Source organism: Cellulomonas sp. P2_F12, from assembly GCF_056403775.1.
In genome coordinates this window covers 202,536-218,970 of record NZ_JBFUEV010000002.1, presented here as the reverse complement: position 1 = coordinate 218,970, position 16,435 = coordinate 202,536, and the positions used below count along the sequence as shown (strand labels likewise).

Annotated in this window: 17 protein-coding genes; 11 read left to right on the top strand and 6 right to left on the bottom strand. The window is 73.0% G+C overall.

Going from position 1 to position 16,435, the window contains the following annotated elements; genetic code table 11:
* The first annotated feature begins 17 nt into the window (after positions 1-17).
* Together AC1DWH_RS05845 and AC1DWH_RS05840 are read left to right on the top strand one after the other, a co-directional pair.
* On the top strand, positions 18-848 hold the full coding sequence (locus tag AC1DWH_RS05845; protein WP_477092884.1) for a MerR family transcriptional regulator: 831 nt from the start codon (positions 18-20) through the stop codon (positions 846-848).
* Positions 849-881: 33 nt separating this feature from the next.
* Entirely contained in the window at positions 882-1,796 is a 915-nt protein-coding gene (locus AC1DWH_RS05840; RefSeq protein WP_477092883.1) for a transglutaminase-like domain-containing protein, read from the top strand.
* 135 nt (positions 1,797-1,931) lie between these two features.
* Here AC1DWH_RS05840 and AC1DWH_RS05835 read toward each other — a convergent pair whose 3' ends face one another.
* The 3 genes from AC1DWH_RS05835 to msrA all read right to left on the bottom strand — a co-directional run bounded on the left by AC1DWH_RS05835 (position 1,932) and on the right by msrA (position 5,102).
* A complete protein-coding gene (locus tag AC1DWH_RS05835; RefSeq protein ID WP_477092882.1) occupies positions 1,932-3,176 on the bottom strand; it encodes a D-arabinono-1,4-lactone oxidase in 1,245 nt (414 codons plus the stop codon).
* Between the two features lie 9 nt (positions 3,177-3,185).
* Entirely contained in the window at positions 3,186-4,022 is an 837-nt protein-coding gene (locus AC1DWH_RS05830) for a CPBP family glutamic-type intramembrane protease (RefSeq protein ID WP_477092881.1), read from the bottom strand.
* A 411-nt stretch (positions 4,023-4,433) separates the two neighbouring features.
* A complete protein-coding gene (msrA, locus tag AC1DWH_RS05825) occupies positions 4,434-5,102 on the bottom strand; it encodes a peptide-methionine (S)-S-oxide reductase MsrA (protein ID WP_477092880.1) in 669 nt (222 codons plus the stop codon).
* A gap of 229 nt (positions 5,103-5,331) precedes the next feature.
* On the opposite strand from msrA, the gene AC1DWH_RS05820 reads away from it, so the two are divergent.
* Genes AC1DWH_RS05820 through ilvA form a run of 3 tightly spaced genes read left to right on the top strand, consistent with a single transcriptional unit; the run spans position 5,332 to position 9,016 of the window.
* Positions 5,332-6,564, top strand: coding sequence for a cystathionine gamma-synthase (locus AC1DWH_RS05820; protein WP_477092879.1), 1,233 nt, complete (start codon positions 5,332-5,334; stop codon positions 6,562-6,564).
* Positions 6,561-7,817, top strand: a complete 1,257-nt coding sequence (locus AC1DWH_RS05815) for an AI-2E family transporter (protein WP_477092878.1) — start codon at positions 6,561-6,563, stop codon at positions 7,815-7,817. The genes AC1DWH_RS05820 and AC1DWH_RS05815 overlap by 4 nt, the downstream gene beginning before the upstream one ends.
* A complete protein-coding gene (gene ilvA, locus AC1DWH_RS05810) occupies positions 7,814-9,016 on the top strand; it encodes a threonine ammonia-lyase (protein WP_477092877.1) in 1,203 nt (400 codons plus the stop codon). Before AC1DWH_RS05815 ends, ilvA begins: the two co-directional genes overlap by 4 nt.
* Before the next feature lie 52 nt (positions 9,017-9,068).
* On the opposite strand, the gene greA is transcribed toward ilvA, so the two are convergent.
* Both greA and AC1DWH_RS05800 read right to left on the bottom strand, forming a co-directional pair.
* The gene (gene greA / locus AC1DWH_RS05805) at positions 9,069-9,554 is read right to left on the bottom strand and encodes a transcription elongation factor GreA (RefSeq protein ID WP_456847412.1); all 486 of its coding nucleotides are present in this window, start codon (positions 9,552-9,554) and stop codon (positions 9,069-9,071) included.
* A 246-nt stretch (positions 9,555-9,800) separates the two neighbouring features.
* Positions 9,801-10,226 carry a DUF4307 domain-containing protein gene (locus AC1DWH_RS05800; RefSeq protein ID WP_477092876.1) on the bottom strand — a complete coding sequence of 142 codons (426 nt, stop codon included), beginning with the start codon at positions 10,224-10,226 and terminating at the stop codon, positions 9,801-9,803.
* Positions 10,227-10,335: 109 nt separating this feature from the next.
* Between AC1DWH_RS05800 and mca the strand changes: the two genes are divergently transcribed.
* The 3 genes from mca to AC1DWH_RS05785 are packed head-to-tail and all read left to right on the top strand — an operon-like array spanning position 10,336 to position 12,418.
* Complete coding sequence (gene mca, locus AC1DWH_RS05795) at positions 10,336-11,208, top strand: mycothiol conjugate amidase Mca (RefSeq protein WP_456847410.1); 873 nt, start codon at positions 10,336-10,338, stop codon at positions 11,206-11,208.
* On the top strand, positions 11,205-11,588 hold the full coding sequence (locus AC1DWH_RS05790; RefSeq protein WP_477092875.1) for a hypothetical protein: 384 nt from the start codon (positions 11,205-11,207) through the stop codon (positions 11,586-11,588). Before mca ends, AC1DWH_RS05790 begins: the two co-directional genes overlap by 4 nt.
* Positions 11,585-12,418 (top strand): carbon-nitrogen hydrolase family protein, encoded by an 834-nt coding sequence (locus AC1DWH_RS05785; protein ID WP_477092874.1) that lies wholly within the window; start codon positions 11,585-11,587, stop codon positions 12,416-12,418. Before AC1DWH_RS05790 ends, AC1DWH_RS05785 begins: the two co-directional genes overlap by 4 nt.
* Positions 12,419-12,424: 6 nt before the next feature.
* Here the strand turns inward: AC1DWH_RS05785 and trhA are convergent, their stop codons facing one another.
* Positions 12,425-13,168 carry a PAQR family membrane homeostasis protein TrhA gene (gene trhA, locus AC1DWH_RS05780; RefSeq protein WP_477092873.1) on the bottom strand — a complete coding sequence of 248 codons (744 nt, stop codon included), beginning with the start codon at positions 13,166-13,168 and terminating at the stop codon, positions 12,425-12,427.
* A gap of 251 nt (positions 13,169-13,419) precedes the next feature.
* Between trhA and AC1DWH_RS05775 the strand changes: the two genes are divergently transcribed.
* The 3 genes from AC1DWH_RS05775 (at position 13,420) to AC1DWH_RS05765 (ending at position 16,414) form a co-directional block, all read left to right on the top strand.
* Positions 13,420-14,181, top strand: a complete 762-nt coding sequence (locus tag AC1DWH_RS05775) for an isoprenyl transferase (protein WP_477092872.1) — start codon at positions 13,420-13,422, stop codon at positions 14,179-14,181.
* A gap of 386 nt (positions 14,182-14,567) precedes the next feature.
* Complete coding sequence (locus AC1DWH_RS05770) at positions 14,568-15,947, top strand: PhoH family protein (RefSeq protein WP_477092871.1); 1,380 nt, start codon at positions 14,568-14,570, stop codon at positions 15,945-15,947.
* Positions 15,948-16,168: 221 nt separating this feature from the next.
* The gene (locus AC1DWH_RS05765) at positions 16,169-16,414 is read left to right on the top strand and encodes a TM2 domain-containing protein (protein WP_477092870.1); all 246 of its coding nucleotides are present in this window, start codon (positions 16,169-16,171) and stop codon (positions 16,412-16,414) included.
* Positions 16,415-16,435: the final 21 nt, after the last annotated feature.

Below are 16,435 nucleotides of genomic sequence, written 5' to 3'. Positions count from 1 at the left end.
GTCGCTATCCTCGGGCCGTGGCCGCCGACGGCGAGGTGACGATCGGGGAGCTCGCGCGCCGGTCCGGGCTGTCGCTCAAGGCGCTGCGGCTCTATGACACCCGCGGGTTGCTCGAGCCCGTCCGCGTGGATCCTGGCAGCGGGTACCGGTACTACGACCTCGGCCAGCTGGAGCGGGCGCACACCATCGCGCTGCTCCGGCGGCTGGAGATGCCGCTCGGGACCATCGCCGACGTGCTCGCGACGACGAGCAGCGGGCAGGCTGCCGCGATCCGGTCCTGGTGGGACGGGCGGCAGCGGGACCTCACCGAGCGCGGCCCGGCACTGGACCTGGTGCTGCACGCGCTCGGGGAGCCGGCCGGGCACGCGCAGACGGGTCGGTTCGGGGTGGACGACGTCGTGGTGGAGCCGGTGGCCGCGCGGACGGTGGCGTCGGTCCGGCACCACGTCCTGCAGGAGGATCTGGTGGCGTCGTTCGCGTCGGACGTCCTGGAGATCCGCGCGTTCCTCGACGCCGCGGGTGCCGCGTACGGCACGGAGTTCTGGGTGCTGTTCCACGGGGCCGTGGGCTTCGACGGGGACGGACCCGTCGAGACGTGCGTGCCGTACGAGGGTGCGATCGCGCCCGCCGGTGCGGTCACGCTGCGGCAGGAGCCCGCGCAGACGCTGGCGTACGTCCCGGTCACCGCGGCCGACTGCCGGTACCCCGAGATCATCGGCGCCTACGTCGCGCTGGAGACGTGGTTCGTGTCGGGCGGCCGCGCGCAGGGCGGTCCTGAGCGCGAGATCTACCCCGTGCCGTGGTCCGACGAGGGTGTCGTCGCGCACGTGGCCCGACCGGTCGCTTGACCCTGCCCCTGGGGCAGGCTGCAGGCTGACCGCATGCCCGAGCTCGCCGACTACGCCACCCACAGCCGCTACTCCGACCCCGGTCCGCACGGCGCGCTGCTCGCCGCCGTGGCCCCCGAGCCGAGGGCGTTGCACCAGGCCGCGTGCAGCACGGTCATCCACTACCGGGCCGGCGCCGAGCAGCTGTCGCCGGGGCAGGACGCCGACATCGACCTGCGCTGGCTGTCCGCCGTGCTCGAGGAGGCGCAGCAACGGTCCCCCGGTCCCCTGAGCGCGCCCCGGGAGCCGGGCCGGCAGATCGCCGGGTGCTGCCGGGACCACACGCTGTTCGCCGTCGCGGTCCTGCGCGAGCACGGGATCCCTGCGCGCAGCCGGGTCGGGTTCTCCGGCTACTTCCGCCCCGGGTTCCACCACGACCACGTGGTCGGCGAGTACTGGGACGGGTCGCGCTGGGTCCGCTTCGACCCCGAGCTGAACATGGCCGAGAACTGGTTCGGGTTCGACTCGCACGACATGGCGACCGGGCTCGGAGCGCCGTTCGAGACCGCGGCCGAGGTGTGGCTGGCGCACCGACGAGACGGCCTTGACGTGTCGATGTACGGCGTCGACCCCTCGATGCCGGAGCTGTGCGGTCCCGAGTTCGTCCGCGGGTACGTGGTGACGGAGCTGGCCCATCGGCAGCGCGACGAGCTCCTGCTCTGGGACGTCTGGGGCGACACCCTGCCCGGGACGCCGACGCCTGCCGACGAGCTGGACGGGCTCGCCGACGAGGTCGCCGCGCTGCTCGTCGCCGCCGATGCCGGCGACGACGCGGCCGAGGCGGAGCTGGCGCAGCGGTACGCGAGCGACCCGCGGCTGCAGCCGGGTGCGGCCGTCGTGACCCTGTCGCCGACCGGGCGTGTCGGGGACGCGGACCTGGTCGCGAAGGTGAACCGCTGGCGGTCGTGACGCGCAACGTCCGAGGAAACGAGCGTCCTGGCACTCGGATGCTCGGACGTTGCGGAGCCCGGCCGGCCGGACGTCCGAGGAAGAGCGGGCTCGAGGGCGTACATCCTCGGACGTTGCGGGGTTGACGGACGGGCTCTACAGGACGTGGCGGTCCAGGTACGCGTTGCGGAAGACGCCGTCCGGGTCCGTGCGGGCCACGAGCGAGCGGAAGTCCTCCCAGCGCGGGTAGAGCCGGGCGAGGTCGCGGTCGGCGTCGATGAAGACCTTGCCCCAGTGCGGTCGGGCGTCGAACGTGGCCAGCGCGGCCTCGATCGTCGGCAGCAGGGCCTCGACCTCGGCCTGGCGCGGCAGCCAGGTGAAGTGCAGCCCCACGCGGTCGCCGCCCTGCGCGGTGGACAGCCAGAGGTCGTCGGCGGCGATCGTGCGCACCTCGGTGACCTGCAGCAACGGCGCGATGCGGTCGCTCAGCCCGCGCATCGCCTCGAGAGCGGCGACGGCGTGCGCGCGGGGGACCAGGAACTCGGACTGGATCTCGGCGCCGTTGCTGGGCGTGAAGTCCATGCGGAAGTGCGGCAGGCGGTCGTGCCACGGCCCGGGCTCGCCCAGCTGGACGGTGCAGTTGACGGGGTCGATGCCCGGCAGCGGGTGGCGCGGGCCGTCGGCGGGCGTCGTGCCGTAGAAGTCCGGGCGCAGGGCGTAGGCGTCGGTGACGCGGGTCTTGCGCCAGACCTGCTGGATGGTGTCGCCGGTCCAGTCGGTGAAGAGGCTCACGGAGTCGGCGCTGGAGGTGATCTCGTCCAGGTGCTCCAGAGCCTCGCGCCAGGGGAGCTCGAGGTGGACCTCCTGCGCGACGTCGTACGTCGGCTCGATGTCGAGGGTCACGCGGGTGGCGACCCCGAGGGCGCCGAGCGCGACGACCGAGCCGTCGAAGTCCTGGTCGCCGCGTCGGACGGTCCGGACCGTGCCGTCGGGACCGACGAGCTCGAGCGCGGCGACGGCCGCCGCGAGGTTCTGCGACCGGTCGCCCGAGCCGTGCGTGGCGGTGGCGACGGCGCCGGCGACCGAGATGTGCGGCAGGGACGCGAGGTTGTGCACGGCCCAGCCGGCCGGGTGCAGGTGCTGGGCGAGGGTGCCGTACCGGGTCCCGCCCGTGACCGTGACGGTCCGGGCCGCCTCGTCGATCTCCGGCGCCGCCTCCAGGCCGTCCAGCGTGACCAGCGCCGCGGGATCGTCGGCGATGTCGTTGAAGCAGTGCCGCGTGCCCAGGGCGCGGATCTTGCGCGCGCCCGCGACGGTCTCCTGCAGCTCCTCGACGGTGCGGGGGCGGTGGATCTCCGGCGCCCGGTAGGTGTAGTTGCCGGCCCAGTTCGTCAGCGTCACCAGGTCAACCTACGGCCCGCCGGTGACGAAGAAGTCGAACAGGCTCGGGTCGTGGGCGTGCACCAGCACCAGGAACACCACCAGGTCGAACGTCAGGTGGATCGCCACCACGTAGCTCAGCGACGACGTCCGCCGGAAGATCCAGCCCTGGATCAGCGCGAACGGGACGGTCAGCAGGGGCCCCCACGACCGGTAGCCCAGCTCCCACAGGAACGACACGAAGACCGACGCCTGCAGCACGTTGGCCAGCCAGAACGGGAAGTGCGCCCGCAGCAGCGCCAGCACGACGCAGATGAAGAACAGCTCGTCCCAGATGCCCACCGCGTTGACGCCGACGAACAGCCGCACGATGTCGTGCGTGCCGTCGAGGTCCGGCCAGTTCTGCCAGACGCCCGAGCGCAGGAAGTACGCGGGCAGGATCAGGTAGGCCGCGACCGCGACCGCGCCGAGGTACACCCACTGCCAGCGTTCCCAGCGACGACCGGTGCGGACCGGGAAGTGGATCTTGTCGTCCCTGAGCACGCGGGTCGAGATCAGGGTCGGCACGACGACGGCCAGTCCCAGCGCGACGGTGAACCGCGCCATGCCGGCGTTCGACAGGTCCGCCTTCAGCGAGATCGTGCTGATGATCACCTGCCCCAGCGCGACGAGGGCGAGGTCCGTGCCCAGGCGCTTGTCGACGACCAGCCCGAGGCCCACGCCCAGGACGAGCGGGACGTAGCCGAGCGGGCGGACGTGGACCGCGAACAGCAGGACGGCGGCGCCGCAGACGAGGGCGGCCGCGAGGATCCCGGCGGCCGTCGTCGCGGTGGTGCTGTCCGTCCGGCTGGGTGCCGCTCCGCTCATGTGACGACACCCTCGGTTCGGCGTGCCGGGAGCTGTGGGGTCACGTGGGGCAGTCTGTCGGCTCCGGCGGACCGCGTCGAGATGGACGTCTGTGCAGGTGGACCGCGGTCCAGCGCGGAGTGGACGGCCGTGGACGAGTGCCGCCGGGCGTCGATACGTTCGCCAGGGAACGGCAGGGGGAGCACCCCGGTCGTCCTGCCACGAACGACGCCGAAGGGCGGCCGGCAACGGTCACGGGGGACTCCGCAGCCGGCCCCGCGGCGGGTGGGTGACTGACAGCGGGGGCAGGTCGGTCACCCGCCCGCACTCTGCCCGGCGTACAGCCGTGGAGACGCAGAGCGCCCCGCCCGCCGGAGGACGGCGAGCGGGGCGGGGGGGCGTCGGCGGCCCGGTAGGCGAGCCGTCGACGGCTCAGGCGCCGGTCGGCCTCGGGCAGCTGACGCCCGTGCCACCGAGGCCGCAGTAGCCGTTCGGGTTCTTGTCGAGGTACTGCTGGTGGTAGCCCTCGGCGTAGTAGAACGCGCCGGCGTCGTCGGCGGACCGGATCTCCGTGGTGATCGGGCCGAAGCCGACCCGGGTCAGGCGCGGCTGGTACTCGTCACGGGTGGTGCGGGCGGCGAGCTCCTGCTCCGGCGTGGTCGTGTAGACGGCGGACCGGTACTGGGTGCCGACGTCGTTGCCCTGCCGGTAGCCCTGCGTCGGGTCGTGGGACTCCCAGAACGTCCGGAGCAGGTCCTCGGCGCTGACGACCGACGGGTCGTACGCGACCATGACCATCTCGGTGTGACCGGTCCGGCCGGTGCAGGTCTCCTCGTAGGACGGGAAGGGCGTGAACCCGCCCTGGTAGCCGACCGCCGTGGTCACGACGCCCGGGATCTTCCAGAAGGTGCGCTCAGCACCCCAGAAACACCCCATCGCGACGTAGAGGACCTCGGTCCCCTCGGGCCAGGGGCCCTGCAGCGGGGTGCCCAGCACGGTGTGGGTCGACGGGATGCTGTAGGCGTAGCGGTCGCGACCCGCGAGGGCGCGCTCCGGCTCGACCATCGTGGACTTGAGTGCGGATCCGAACAGCCAGCTCATGAGTCTGTTTCCTCTCCGGGAGCCCGGTTGGTCACCTGGGTCCTCCCGGCGATGTCAACGGCCTCCATCCTCCTCCTGTTCCCGATTCCGGGTGCGATTCGTGGGTAAGTCTTGACCGAACCAATACCAGACCAATGGCGCACCATCGCATGACCCGGAGCGCACCCGCGGCGCACCGAAACGCCGTCCGGTCAGGGCCGCAGCCCCCCGAGCGCCTAGCCTGGGAGGCGTGACGAACCACGCGCACCCCCACGACGACGACTGGGCCTCCGCCGGCTTCTCGACCCGCGCCATCCATGCAGGTCAAGAACCGGACCCCACCACCGGAGCGGTCGTCCCGCCCATCTACGCGACCTCGACGTACAAGCAGGACGGGGTGGGAGGGCTGCGCGGCGGGTACGAGTACTCGCGCTCGGCCAACCCGACCCGCACCGCGCTCGAGTCGGCGCTCGCGGCGGCCGAGGGGGGATCGGCGGGCTTCGCGTTCTCGTCGGGCCTCGCGGCCGAGGACACGCTGCTGCGCGCGACCCTGCGCCCGGGCGACCACGTCGTCATCCCGAACGACGCCTACGGCGGCACGTACCGCCTGATCGCCCGGGTCTTCGGGCCGTGGGGCATCGAGCACACCCCGGTCGACCTGTCCGACCCCGACGCGGTGCTCGCGGCGATCCAGCCGGGCCGGACCAAGGTCGTCTGGGTGGAGACCCCGACCAACCCGCTGCTCGGCATCGCGGACATCGCCGTGCTGGCGGCGCACGCGCGCGCCGCGGGGGCGCTCCTGGTCGTCGACAACACCTTCGCGACGCCTTACCTGCAGCAGCCGCTCGCGCTGGGCGCGGACGTCGTCGTGCACTCGACGACCAAGTACATCGGCGGCCACTCGGACGTCGTGGGCGGCGCGCTCGTCGTCGCGGACGGCGCGCAGCTCCCGGTCGGGCTCGACGGTCCGACGGGCACGACGAGCCTCGCGGACGCCGTGCGGTTCCACCAGAACGCGTCGGGTGCGGTCGCCGGGCCGTTCGACGCCTGGCTGACGCTGCGCGGGCTCAAGACCCTCGCGGTGCGCATGGACCGCCACACGAGCAACGCCCGGGCGATCGCGGACCTCCTCGTGGGGCACGACGCCGTGACCTCGGTGATCTACCCCGGGCTCGAGAGCCACCCGCAGCACGAGGTCGCCGCCCGCCAGATGAGCGGGTTCGGCGGGATGATCTCGTTCCGCACGGGCAGCGAGGCGTCCGCGCTGGCGTTCTGCGCGGCCACGCACGTGTTCACGCTCGCGGAGTCGCTGGGCGGCGTGGAGTCCCTGGTCGAGCACCCGCACAAGATGACCCACGGGTCGGTCGCGGGCACCGAGCTCGAGGTGCCGGACGACCTGGTGCGGCTGTCGGTCGGCATCGAGGACGTCGCGGACCTGATCGCCGACGTCGAGGCCGCGCTGGCCGCCGGGCGCGACGCGTGAGGGCGCCCGCGCCCGTCGAGGAGGCGCGGCCGGTCCCGGGCAGCTCCGTGCCGCCGTCGGTGCGCAACGCCGCCTCCTGGTCGTGGCGCCTGCTGCTCATCGGCGCCGGCCTGGCCGTGCTGCTCTGGCTGCTCAACGAGCTCAAGGTCGTCGTGGTCCCGATCGCGGTGGCGCTGCTGCTCACGGTGCTCCTCGCGCCGTTCGTCGGGTGGATCGAACGGCGCACGCCGCTGCCGCGGGTGGCGGCGGTGGCGGTCGCGCTGGCCGGCCTCGTGGTCATCGTCGGCGGGCTGCTGACGCTCGCCGGCAGGTCCATCGTCAAGGGCTTCGGCGAGCTGTGGGACCAGGCCGCGCAGGGCATCGACAAGCTGACCACATCCCTGGCGGAGGGCCCCCTCCAGCTGACCACCACCGACATCTCCGGCTGGCTGGACAAGATCCAGGGGTCGCTCAGCGGCGGCAGCTCCGAGCTGGTCTCCGGCGCGCTGCACGCGACGACGACCGTCGCGCACGTCGCGGCCGGCGCGCTGATCGCGCTGTTCTGCACGTTCTTCTTCCTGCTCGACGGCCGGGTGATCTGGGCGTGGGTGGTGGGGCTGCTCCCGCGCGGGTCCCGCGAGCACCTGCACCAGGCGGGCCGACGCGGGCTGGTGACGCTGGGCGCGTACACGCGCACGCAGATCCTGGTCGCGGCCGTCGACGCGATCGGCATCGGGCTGGGCGCGGCGATCCTGCAGGTCCCGCTCGCGCTGCCGCTGGCCGTGCTGGTGTTCCTGGGGTCGTTCATCCCGATCGTCGGCGCGGTGGTCACCGGGTCCGTCGCGATCCTGGTCGCGCTCGTCTCCAACGGGCCGGCGTCGGCGATCTGGATGCTCGTCGTCGTCATCGTCGTCCAGCAGCTCGAGGGGCACGTGCTGCAGCCGTTCCTCATGGGCCACGCGGTGTCCCTGCACCCGGTCGCCGTGCTGCTCTCGGTCGCGGCCGGCTCGTTCGTCGCGGGCATAGTCGGGGCACTGTTCGCGGTGCCGCTCGTCGCGACGCTGAACACCGTCATGCTCTACCTGCACGGGCACGACAAGTTCCCGCAGCTGGGCACCGACGACCACGTCCCCGTGCGCGGACGCGGGCACCCCGTGCTCGACCGCGCGATCGCGCAGGTGGCCGAGGCGACGTCGGAGCAGGTGGCGACGGAGGCCGAGGCCGGGTCGCACGCCGACGGCACCGCCACCGACGACGGGACGGGCGCCCGATGATCGGGCTCGCCGACGTCCGGGCGGCCGCCGTGCTGCTCGACGGCGTCGCCGACCGGACCCCGGTGCAGCTGAGCCGCGCGCTGTCGCAGGCCGTGGGGGCCGACGTGTGGCTCAAGTGCGAGAACCTGCAGCGCGCGGGCTCGTTCAAGCTCCGGGGCGCCTACGTCCGGATGGCGCGGCTGTCCCCGGAGGAGAAGGCGCGCGGGGTGGTGGCGGCCAGCGCCGGCAACCACGCGCAGGGCGTCGCGCTGGCGGCCCGCATCCTCGGCCTCACCGCGGTCGTCTTCATGCCGGCCGACGCCGCCCTGCCCAAGATCGCGGCCACCCGCGACTACGGCGCGCGGGTCGAGCTGGTGGGCGCGAGCGTGGACGACGCCCTCGTGCACGCCCGCGAGTTCGCCGAGCGGACCGGTGCGATCCTGATCCACCCGTTCGACCACGAGGACGTCGTCGCCGGTCAGGGCACCATCGCCCTCGAGATCGTCGAGCAGGTGCCCGACGTGGCGACCATCGTGGTGCCGATCGGCGGGGGCGGGCTGGCCGCCGGCGTGGTGGCGGCCGTCACCGAGCTGCGGCCGGACGTCCGGGTGATCGGCGTGCAGGCCGCGCGCGCCGCCGCCTACCCGGCCTCGCTCGCCGCCGGCCACCCGGTCGCCGCGCCCGAGCTGCGCACGATGGCCGACGGCATCGCCGTGGGGACGCCCGGCAACGTCCCGTTCTCGATCCTCGCCGCGCACGACATCGAGGTGCACACGGTCTCGGAGGAGGATCTCTCCCGGGCGCTGCTGCTCGTCGCCGAGCGGGCGAAGATGCTGGTCGAGCCGTCGGGCGCGGCCGCCGTCGCGGCGCTGATGGCCGGCGTCGGGCCCATCGAGGGACCTGTCGTTGCGATCCTCTCGGGCGGCAACATCGACCCGCTGGTGCTCATGCGGGTGGTCCGGCACGGGCTCGCCTCCGCCGGGCGGTTCCTGCAGCTGCAGGTCCGGATCGACGACACGCCCGGCGCCCTCGCCGACCTGCTGCGGGCCCTCGCCGACACGGGCGGGAACGTCATGCACGTCTCGCACGCGCGGACGGTCGGCGACCTGCAGCTCGACGAGGTCGCGATCGTCGTGCAGGTGGAGACCAAGGGCCCCGACCACTGCGCGTACGTGCTGCAGCAGCTCCGCGACGCCGGCTACCGGCTCGCCGACCGCTGACGCGAACGAGGCGCCACCCCACGCGGGGTGACGCCTCGTTCGTCGTACGGGGTCAGCCCGCGAAGGGCTTCGCGTCCGTGATCTCGACCGGGATCTCCCGCCCGTTGGGGGCGGTGTAGCTGGTCGAGTCGCCGATCTTGCAGCCGTTGATCGCGGCGCCGAGCGGCGACGTCGGGGAGAACACCTCGATGTCGGAGGTCCCGGCGATCTCGCGCGAGCCCAGCAGGAACACCATCTCGTCGCCGGCGACGACGGCGGTGACCACCATGCCGGGCTCGACGATGCCGTCGTCCTTCGGCGTGCCGATCTGCACGTTGCGCAGCTTCTCCTTGAGCTCGCGGATGCGGGCCTCCTGCTTCGCCTGCTCCTCGCGAGCGGCGTGGTAGCCGCCGTTCTCCTTGAGGTCGCCCTCGTCGCGTGCGGCGGCGATGCGGGCGGTGACCTCGGCGCGGCCCTCTCCTTCGAGGCGTGCGAGCTCAGCCGTGAGGCGGTCGTAGGCCTCCTGGGTCAACCATGTGGCCGCAGTCGTATCGGTCACGATCGCTCCTTTCCTTGCGTGGGTGCCGCACGTGCCGGTGTGTGCGCCGCGGGGTGGGCGCTCGGCAGTGCGGTCGGACGGACGCATCCAGGGACACGTCCGTGTATCGGGTACTGAAGGGGTCCTCCGCCGTTCCCTCTCGGTCGCGTCGACCGGTGGTGGTGCCGGACCGGGGCGGCGTCGAAACGACCAGGATAGCAAGGAGGGGCCGACAGAGCCGCAGAATCACCCGTCAGGGGGGTGCGCTCAGGGCGTCGAGGCGGGCTCCTCGACCAGGTCGCAGCGCTCGACCGTGCCGCTCACCGCGAGCTCCGTGGTCTGCACCGTGACGGTGACACGGCGGGTGCTGGTGTCGGCGGGACCGACGTCGACCTTGCGCACGCCCACCTCGCCGTACGACTCCGAGAGCGCGGTGACCGTGCAGGTCACGGTCGACTCCTTCGGCTTGGTCACCTCGAACGTCACGTCGATGGCCTGCGGCCCCTGGACGTGGAAGCCGACGTCCTTCCAGGAGACCGGCTGACCCGCCAGGTTGAGGCCGATCCAGATGACGATCCCGACGCCGACCACGGCGGCGGCGATCAGGCCGAGGCGACCGCGCCGCACGGACCGGGCCGTGGGCTCGGGGCCGTAGCGCCCGGCCGGTGGTCGGGTGGCGGGCGAGTCGGTCACGAAGCTCCTCGGTCGGTGGCGCGACAGGGTCGCGGCGTGCGCGATCATTGTCTCTCGTCCAACCACCCGCCCAGGCCGCCGAGGCCGGGCGACCGACGGGAGGCCCGAGGTGACCGGAGAGCGGCTGCGCCTGATGGCGGTGCACGCCCACCCCGACGACGAGTCGAGCAAGGGCGCCGCGACCACGGCGAAGTACGCGGCCGAGGGCGTCGACGTCCTCGTCGTCTCGTGCACCGGCGGCGAGCGCGGGGACGTGCTCAACACGCAGCACCCGCCGGTCGAGGGCGGCCTGGACGGCATGCGGGAGTACCGCCGCCATGAGATGGCGGCCGCCGCGGCTGCGCTCGGGGTGCAGCACCGCTGGCTCGGCTTCGTGGACTCCGGCCTGCCCGAGGGAGACCCGCTGCCGCCCCTGCCCGAGGGCTGCTTCGGCCTGGTCCCGCTGGAGGAGGCGTCGGCCCCGCTGGTGGAGCTGGTCCGGGAGTTCCGGCCGCACGTGATCACCACGTACGACCCGTCGGGCGGCTACCCGCACCCGGACCACATCATGTGCCACAAGGTGTCGGTCGAGGCGTTCGAGGCCGCCGGTGACCCCGAGCGCTACGTCGGCCGCGGCGAGCCGTGGACGCCCTCCAAGCTCTACTACAACCACGGGTTCTCGCTGGTGCGCATGCGCGCGGTGCACGACGCGCTCGTCGCCGCGGGCCGCGAGTCGCCGTTCGGCGACTGGATCGACTCCCGCCAGGCCCGCGAGATCCCCGAGCGGGAGATCACCACGCGCATCGAGTGCTCGGCGTACTTCGGCCAGCGCGACGACGCCCTGCGCGCCCACGCGACGCAGATCGACCCGGACGGCTTCTTCTTCGCGATCCCGCGCGAGCTCGAGATCGCGCAGTGGCCCACCGAGGAGTACGAGCTCGCGTCCTCGCGGGTGCCCGTGACGCTGCCCGAGGACGACCTGTTCGCCGGCCTGCGCGCATGATCGCCGCTCTGCTGCTGGCCGTCCCGACCCCGAGCCCGTCGCCGTCCGACGTGAACATCGACGGCAGCCCGGTGGGCTCGCCCGGCTTCCTCGGGTTCGTGTTCACCTTTCTGCTCGCGGTCGCCCTCGTGTTCCTGTTCCTCTCGCTCACCAAGCAGATGCGCATCGTCGACCGCCGCGCGAAGGCGCTGGGGCTCGACGACGACGACGAGGACCGGACCGAGGGCCCGCACCAGGATCTCGGGGTCGTCGACGCCGGCGCGGCCGGTCCCGACCTGGAGGTCGACGCGGACGTCGAGGTCGCCGGGTGGGACTTCACCGAGGACGACCTGTTGAACGGCGGTTCCCCGAGCACCGACGACCCCGGTCCGTCCCGGTGAGCACCGCGCCCGAGCCGCCGCAGCGTCCCTCCGTGCGGGTCACGGTCGCGCAGCTGGCGGTCAGCGCCGACCACGGCGCCAACCGCCAGGTGGTCGAGGACGCGTTCGACATCGCCGCCCGCACCCGGGCGGACCTGCTGGTGGTGCCCGAGTACGCCTCGGGCTTCGACCCGCGGGGCGTCGGTGTCGAGCACGCGGAGCCGCTGAACGGCCCGTTCGTCGGCATGCTGCGCGCGCGGGCGGCGGCGACGGGCGTGGCGGTGCTGGCGGGCGTGACGTTGCCGGCCGACGGCGACGACCCCCGCGCGGTGAACGCGGTCGTGGCGGTCGACGGCACCGGGACGCTGGTCGGGGTGTACCGCAAGGTGCACCTGTACGACGCGTTCGGGCAGCGGGAGTCCGACCGCCTGGCGCCGGGCCCGGTGGACGCCGCGCCGCTGGTGCTCGAGGTGGGCGGCCTGACGTTCGGCGTGCTGACCTGCTACGACCTGCGGTTCCCCGAGTCGGCCCGCCGGCTGGTCGACGCGGGGGCGCAGGTCCTCGTGGTGCCCGCCGCGTGGGCCGCCGGGGAGCTCAAGGCGATGCACTGGCGGACGCTGGCCATCGCCCGGGCCATCGAGAACACGGCCGCGGTGGTCGCGGTCGGGCAGGCGGGCAAGGGCGTCACCGGGCGCTCGATCGTCGTCGCGCCCGACGGCGTGGTCGGCCTGGAGATGGACGCGGAGCCGCAGGTGCGGACGGTCGACCTGGACGGCGCGGCGCTGCTGCGCGTGCGGGAGCAGAACCCGTCGCTGGCCAACCGCCGCTACACGGTGGTCCCGGTCGCCTGAGGACCGTCAGGCGGAGCGGTACGACGCCATCGACACCGCGATGTAGTGGCAGGTGTACCCGATCACGGTGAGCACGTGGAAGATCTCGTGGAACCCGAACCACCGGGGGCTGGGGTTGGGCCGCTTGAGGCCGTAGACCACCGCGCCCAGCGTGTACGCGAGCCCGCCCCCGGCGATGAGCAGCACGATCGCCAGCCCGCCGGAGCGGTAGAACGCCGGGAAGAACCACACGGCCACCCACCCGAGCGCGACGTACACCGGCACGTAGACCCAGCGCGGCGCACCGAGCCAGAAGATGCGCGCGAGCATCCCGACGAGCGCTCCCGACCACACGACGAGCAGCAGGGTGCGCGCGGTGTCGGCGGGCAGCAGCAGGACCGACAGCGGCGTGTAGGTGCCCGCGATGATGAGGAAGATGTTGGTGTGGTCGAGCCGTCGCAGGACGGCGGCCGTCGTCGGTGACCAGTGCCCGCGGTGGTAGAACGCGCTGGTGCTGAAGAGCATCACGGCGGTGACGCCGAAGACGGCGGTGGACCACTTGGCCTCGGGCGTGGGCGAGAGCACGACGAGCACGATCGACGCGACGAGCACGAAAGGCGCGACGCCCGCGTGGATCCAGCCCCGCAGGTGCGGCTTGACGGTGTCCGCCACGCGCTCCACCAGCCCCGACTGCTCCTCGGTCGCCGTGGGCGACGTGGCCGCGGGCTGCGCACCCGGGGTTCCCGGGGCGGGCACGGGGGAGGAGCTCATGGACCGGACTCGATTCGTCAGCGGAAACCTACGACACCGTAGGTTACGACACCGTAGGTAGAGGTGTCGACCGCGGCGCCGGGGTCTCGGGCGGTCGGCGTGGGGGTCGTCGGGAGCGCTGTCACGACGCTCCCGAACGTACCGCGCGCGGCGCGTGCAACCCAACGGGCGGCGGCGCCGGACACGCGTCCGCGGGGCCTGCGCGACGAGTACGGTGAGCGGGTTCCGGTCGCCCGATCCGAGGAGTGCGCGTGCGTCTGCCCCACCCGCTCTACGGGCTGTACGAACGCCGGCTGGCGGCGTCCCTCCCGAAGGACGGGCTCCCGCGCCACGTCGGGGTCATCCTCGACGGCAACCGCCGCTGGGCGCGCAGCGTGGGGGAGTCCACCCAGCACGGGCACCAGGCCGGCGCGGACAAGATCGCCGACCTGCTGCAGTGGAGCGAGGACATCGGCGTCGAGGTGGTGACGCTGTGGATGCTGTCCACCGACAACCTCGCCCGCGGGGCCGACGAGCTCGAGCAGCTGCTCGGGATCATCGAGGACGCGGTCGGCTCGCTCGCGGCGACGGGGCGCTGGCGGATCCAGGCCGTCGGCGCGCTCGAGCTGCTGCCGGACCACACGGTCAAGGCCCTGGTCTCCGCGGAGGAGGCGACCGCCGACGTGATCGGGCTGCACGTCAACGTCGCGGTCGGGTACGGCGGTCGGCGCGAGATCGCGGACGCGGTGAAGTCGTTCCTGCGCGAGCACGCCGACGCGGGGTCCAGCCTCGACGAGCTGGCGGAGGCGTTCGACGTCGAGCACATCGCCGAGCACCTCTACACCAAGGGTCAGCCGGATCCCGAGCTGGTCATCCGCACCTCCGGCGAGCAGCGGCTCGGGGGGTTCCTGCTCTGGCAGAGCGCGCACTCGGAGTTCTACTTCTGCGAGGCGTACTGGCCCGACTTCCGGCGCGTGGACTTCCTCCGGGCGGTCCGCGCGTACGCCGCCCGGGAGCGTCGCGGCGGTCGCTGAGGCCGATCGGGTTAATTGTGTCGGGGCCCGAGGGCGGTCCCCGGGCCCGTCCGAGGGCACCCTTGGTGCTCCCACCTGCGGCTCCGCCTCGCCGGGGCGCCGACGTCGGCCGGCGGGCCGCGTACCGCTCAGATGAACAGCGTGTAACCACTTCGCGTGTCGTGCCGGAGGCGCCGCGGGCCGGGCTTATGTTCCGGCGTAGAGGACGGCGACCGCCGTCCCCGGGAGGCCAGCCCATGGAGCATCTGCTCCGGGAGGTGGGCCGGATCCGGCCCTCGGCCGACCGCCCCCGTCCCGTCGCCGTTCGTCGGTGCGTGGTCCTGCTCTGGCAGGACGCCGGCGTCCGGTGCCCGTCGCGGCGCACGTAGCGCCGGAGGGAGCCTGCCGTGGTCAGCAACGCGCAGAACGACACCGAGCCCACGACGTCCGAGGTCGCGACCGAAGGTCGCCGGACGCACGTGCTGGACACCTCGGTCCTGCTGTCCGACCCGCGGGCGATCCTGCGCTTCGCCGAGCACGACGTGGTGCTGCCCGTCGTGGTCATCACGGAGCTCGAGGCGAAGCGTCACCACGCCGAGCTGGGCTACTTCGCCCGCGCCGCTCTGCGGATGCTGGACGACCTGCGCATCGAGCACGGCCGCCTCGACACCCCGATCCCCCTGGGCGAGGACGGCGGCACCCTGCGCGTCGAGCTCAACCACACCGACCCGACCGTCCTGCCGGCCGGCTTCCGGCTGGGCGACAACGACACCCGGATCCTCGCGGTCGCGGCCAACCTCGCCGCCGAGGGCCGGGACGTCACGGTCGTCTCCAAGGACCTGCCGATGCGCGTCAAGGCGTCCGCGGTGGGTCTGCGCGCCGAGGAGTACCGCGCCGAGCTGGCGGTGGACTCGGGCTGGACCGGGATGGACGCGCTCGACCTGGCCGAGCAGCAGATGGCGACCCTCTGGGAGCACGAGACGGTCGCGCTCGCGGACATCCCCTCCGGCTTCACGGCGGGCAGCCCGAACCCGAACGACCTGCTGTGCCACACCGGCGTCGTGCTGCACAGCCCCCGCGGCTCGGCCCTGGGCCGCGTCACCGCGGACAAGCACGTGCAGCTGGTCCGCGGAGACCAGGACGTCTTCGGCCTGCACGGTCGCAGCGCCGAGCAGCGCATCGCGATCGACCTGCTCCTCGACGAGGAGATCGGCATCGTCTCCCTCGGCGGCCGCGCCGGGACCGGCAAGTCGGCGCTCGCGCTGTGCGCGGGGCTCGAGGCCGTGCTCGAGCGCCGGCAGCACCGCAAGGTCATGGTGTTCCGGCCGCTGTACGCGGTCGGCGGCCAGGACCTGGGCTACCTGCCCGGCAGCGCCGACGAGAAGATGAACCCCTGGGCGCAGGCCGTCTTCGACACCCTCGGGGCGCTGGTCTCCAAGGAGGTCGTCGAGGAGATCATGGACCGCGACATCCTCGAGGTCCTGCCGCTCACCCACATCCGCGGGCGCTCGCTGCACGACGCGTTCGTGATCGTCGACGAGGCCCAGTCGCTCGAGCGCAACGTCCTGCTCACCGTGCTGTCGCGCATCGGGCAGAGCTCGCGCGTGGTCCTCACGCACGACGTCGCCCAGCGCGACAACCTGCGGGTCGGTCGGCACGACGGCGTCGCGGCCGTCATCGAGGCGCTCAAGGGCCACCCGCTGTTCGCGCACATCACGCTGACCCGTTCGGAGCGCTCGCCGGTCGCGGCGCTCGTGACGGAGCTGCTGGAGGGCATCGAGGTCTGAGGCCCGCGACGACGCCCGGGTCCGATGCGGACCCGGGCGTCCGCGCGTTCGGGGAAGCGTTGTCCGGTGTGCCCTGGACCGTCCCGGTGGCCGCGGGTGAAGTCCTGCTGGTGGGCCGCCGATCGGTCCGGAGCACGGCCCGGCGCTCACTACGCTTCCCCCCGATCCACACACGGCCCGACCCCTGAGTCGCGCCCGAACACGCGCCCAGGAGGCCACCCATGAGCATCAACGCCCCGTACGGCGTCCAGACCGTCAGCCCGAAGCTCCTGCTGCCCGCCAGCCTGCTGTGCTTCTTCCTCGGCACGCTCGGCATCCACCGCTTCTACGTCGGCAAGGTCGGCACCGGGATCGCGATGATCCTGACGCTCGGTGGCCTCGGCGTGTGGACCCTGGTGGACTTCATCATGCTGCTCGTCGGCGCGTTCAAGGACAAGAACGGCCTGCCGCTCAAGCAGTGGACCTGAGCACTCTGACGTCCCTCTGAG

Bases quoted from the DNA above. Each gene is read 5' to 3' on its own strand.
- AC1DWH_RS05840 (WP_477092883.1), top strand. From the start codon at position 882: ATGCCCGAGCTCGCCGACTACGCCACCCACAGCCGCTACTCCGACCCC.
- AC1DWH_RS05830 (WP_477092881.1), bottom strand. From the start codon at position 4,022: ATGAGCGGAGCGGCACCCAGCCGGACGGACAGCACCACCGCGACGACG.
- msrA (WP_477092880.1), bottom strand. From the start codon at position 5,102: ATGAGCTGGCTGTTCGGATCCGCACTCAAGTCCACGATGGTCGAGCCG.
- ilvA (WP_477092877.1), top strand. From the start codon at position 7,814: ATGATCGGGCTCGCCGACGTCCGGGCGGCCGCCGTGCTGCTCGACGGC.
- AC1DWH_RS05790 (WP_477092875.1), top strand. From the start codon at position 11,205: ATGATCGCCGCTCTGCTGCTGGCCGTCCCGACCCCGAGCCCGTCGCCG.
- trhA (WP_477092873.1), bottom strand. From the start codon at position 13,168: ATGAGCTCCTCCCCCGTGCCCGCCCCGGGAACCCCGGGTGCGCAGCCC.
- AC1DWH_RS05765 (WP_477092870.1), top strand. From the start codon at position 16,169: ATGAGCATCAACGCCCCGTACGGCGTCCAGACCGTCAGCCCGAAGCTC.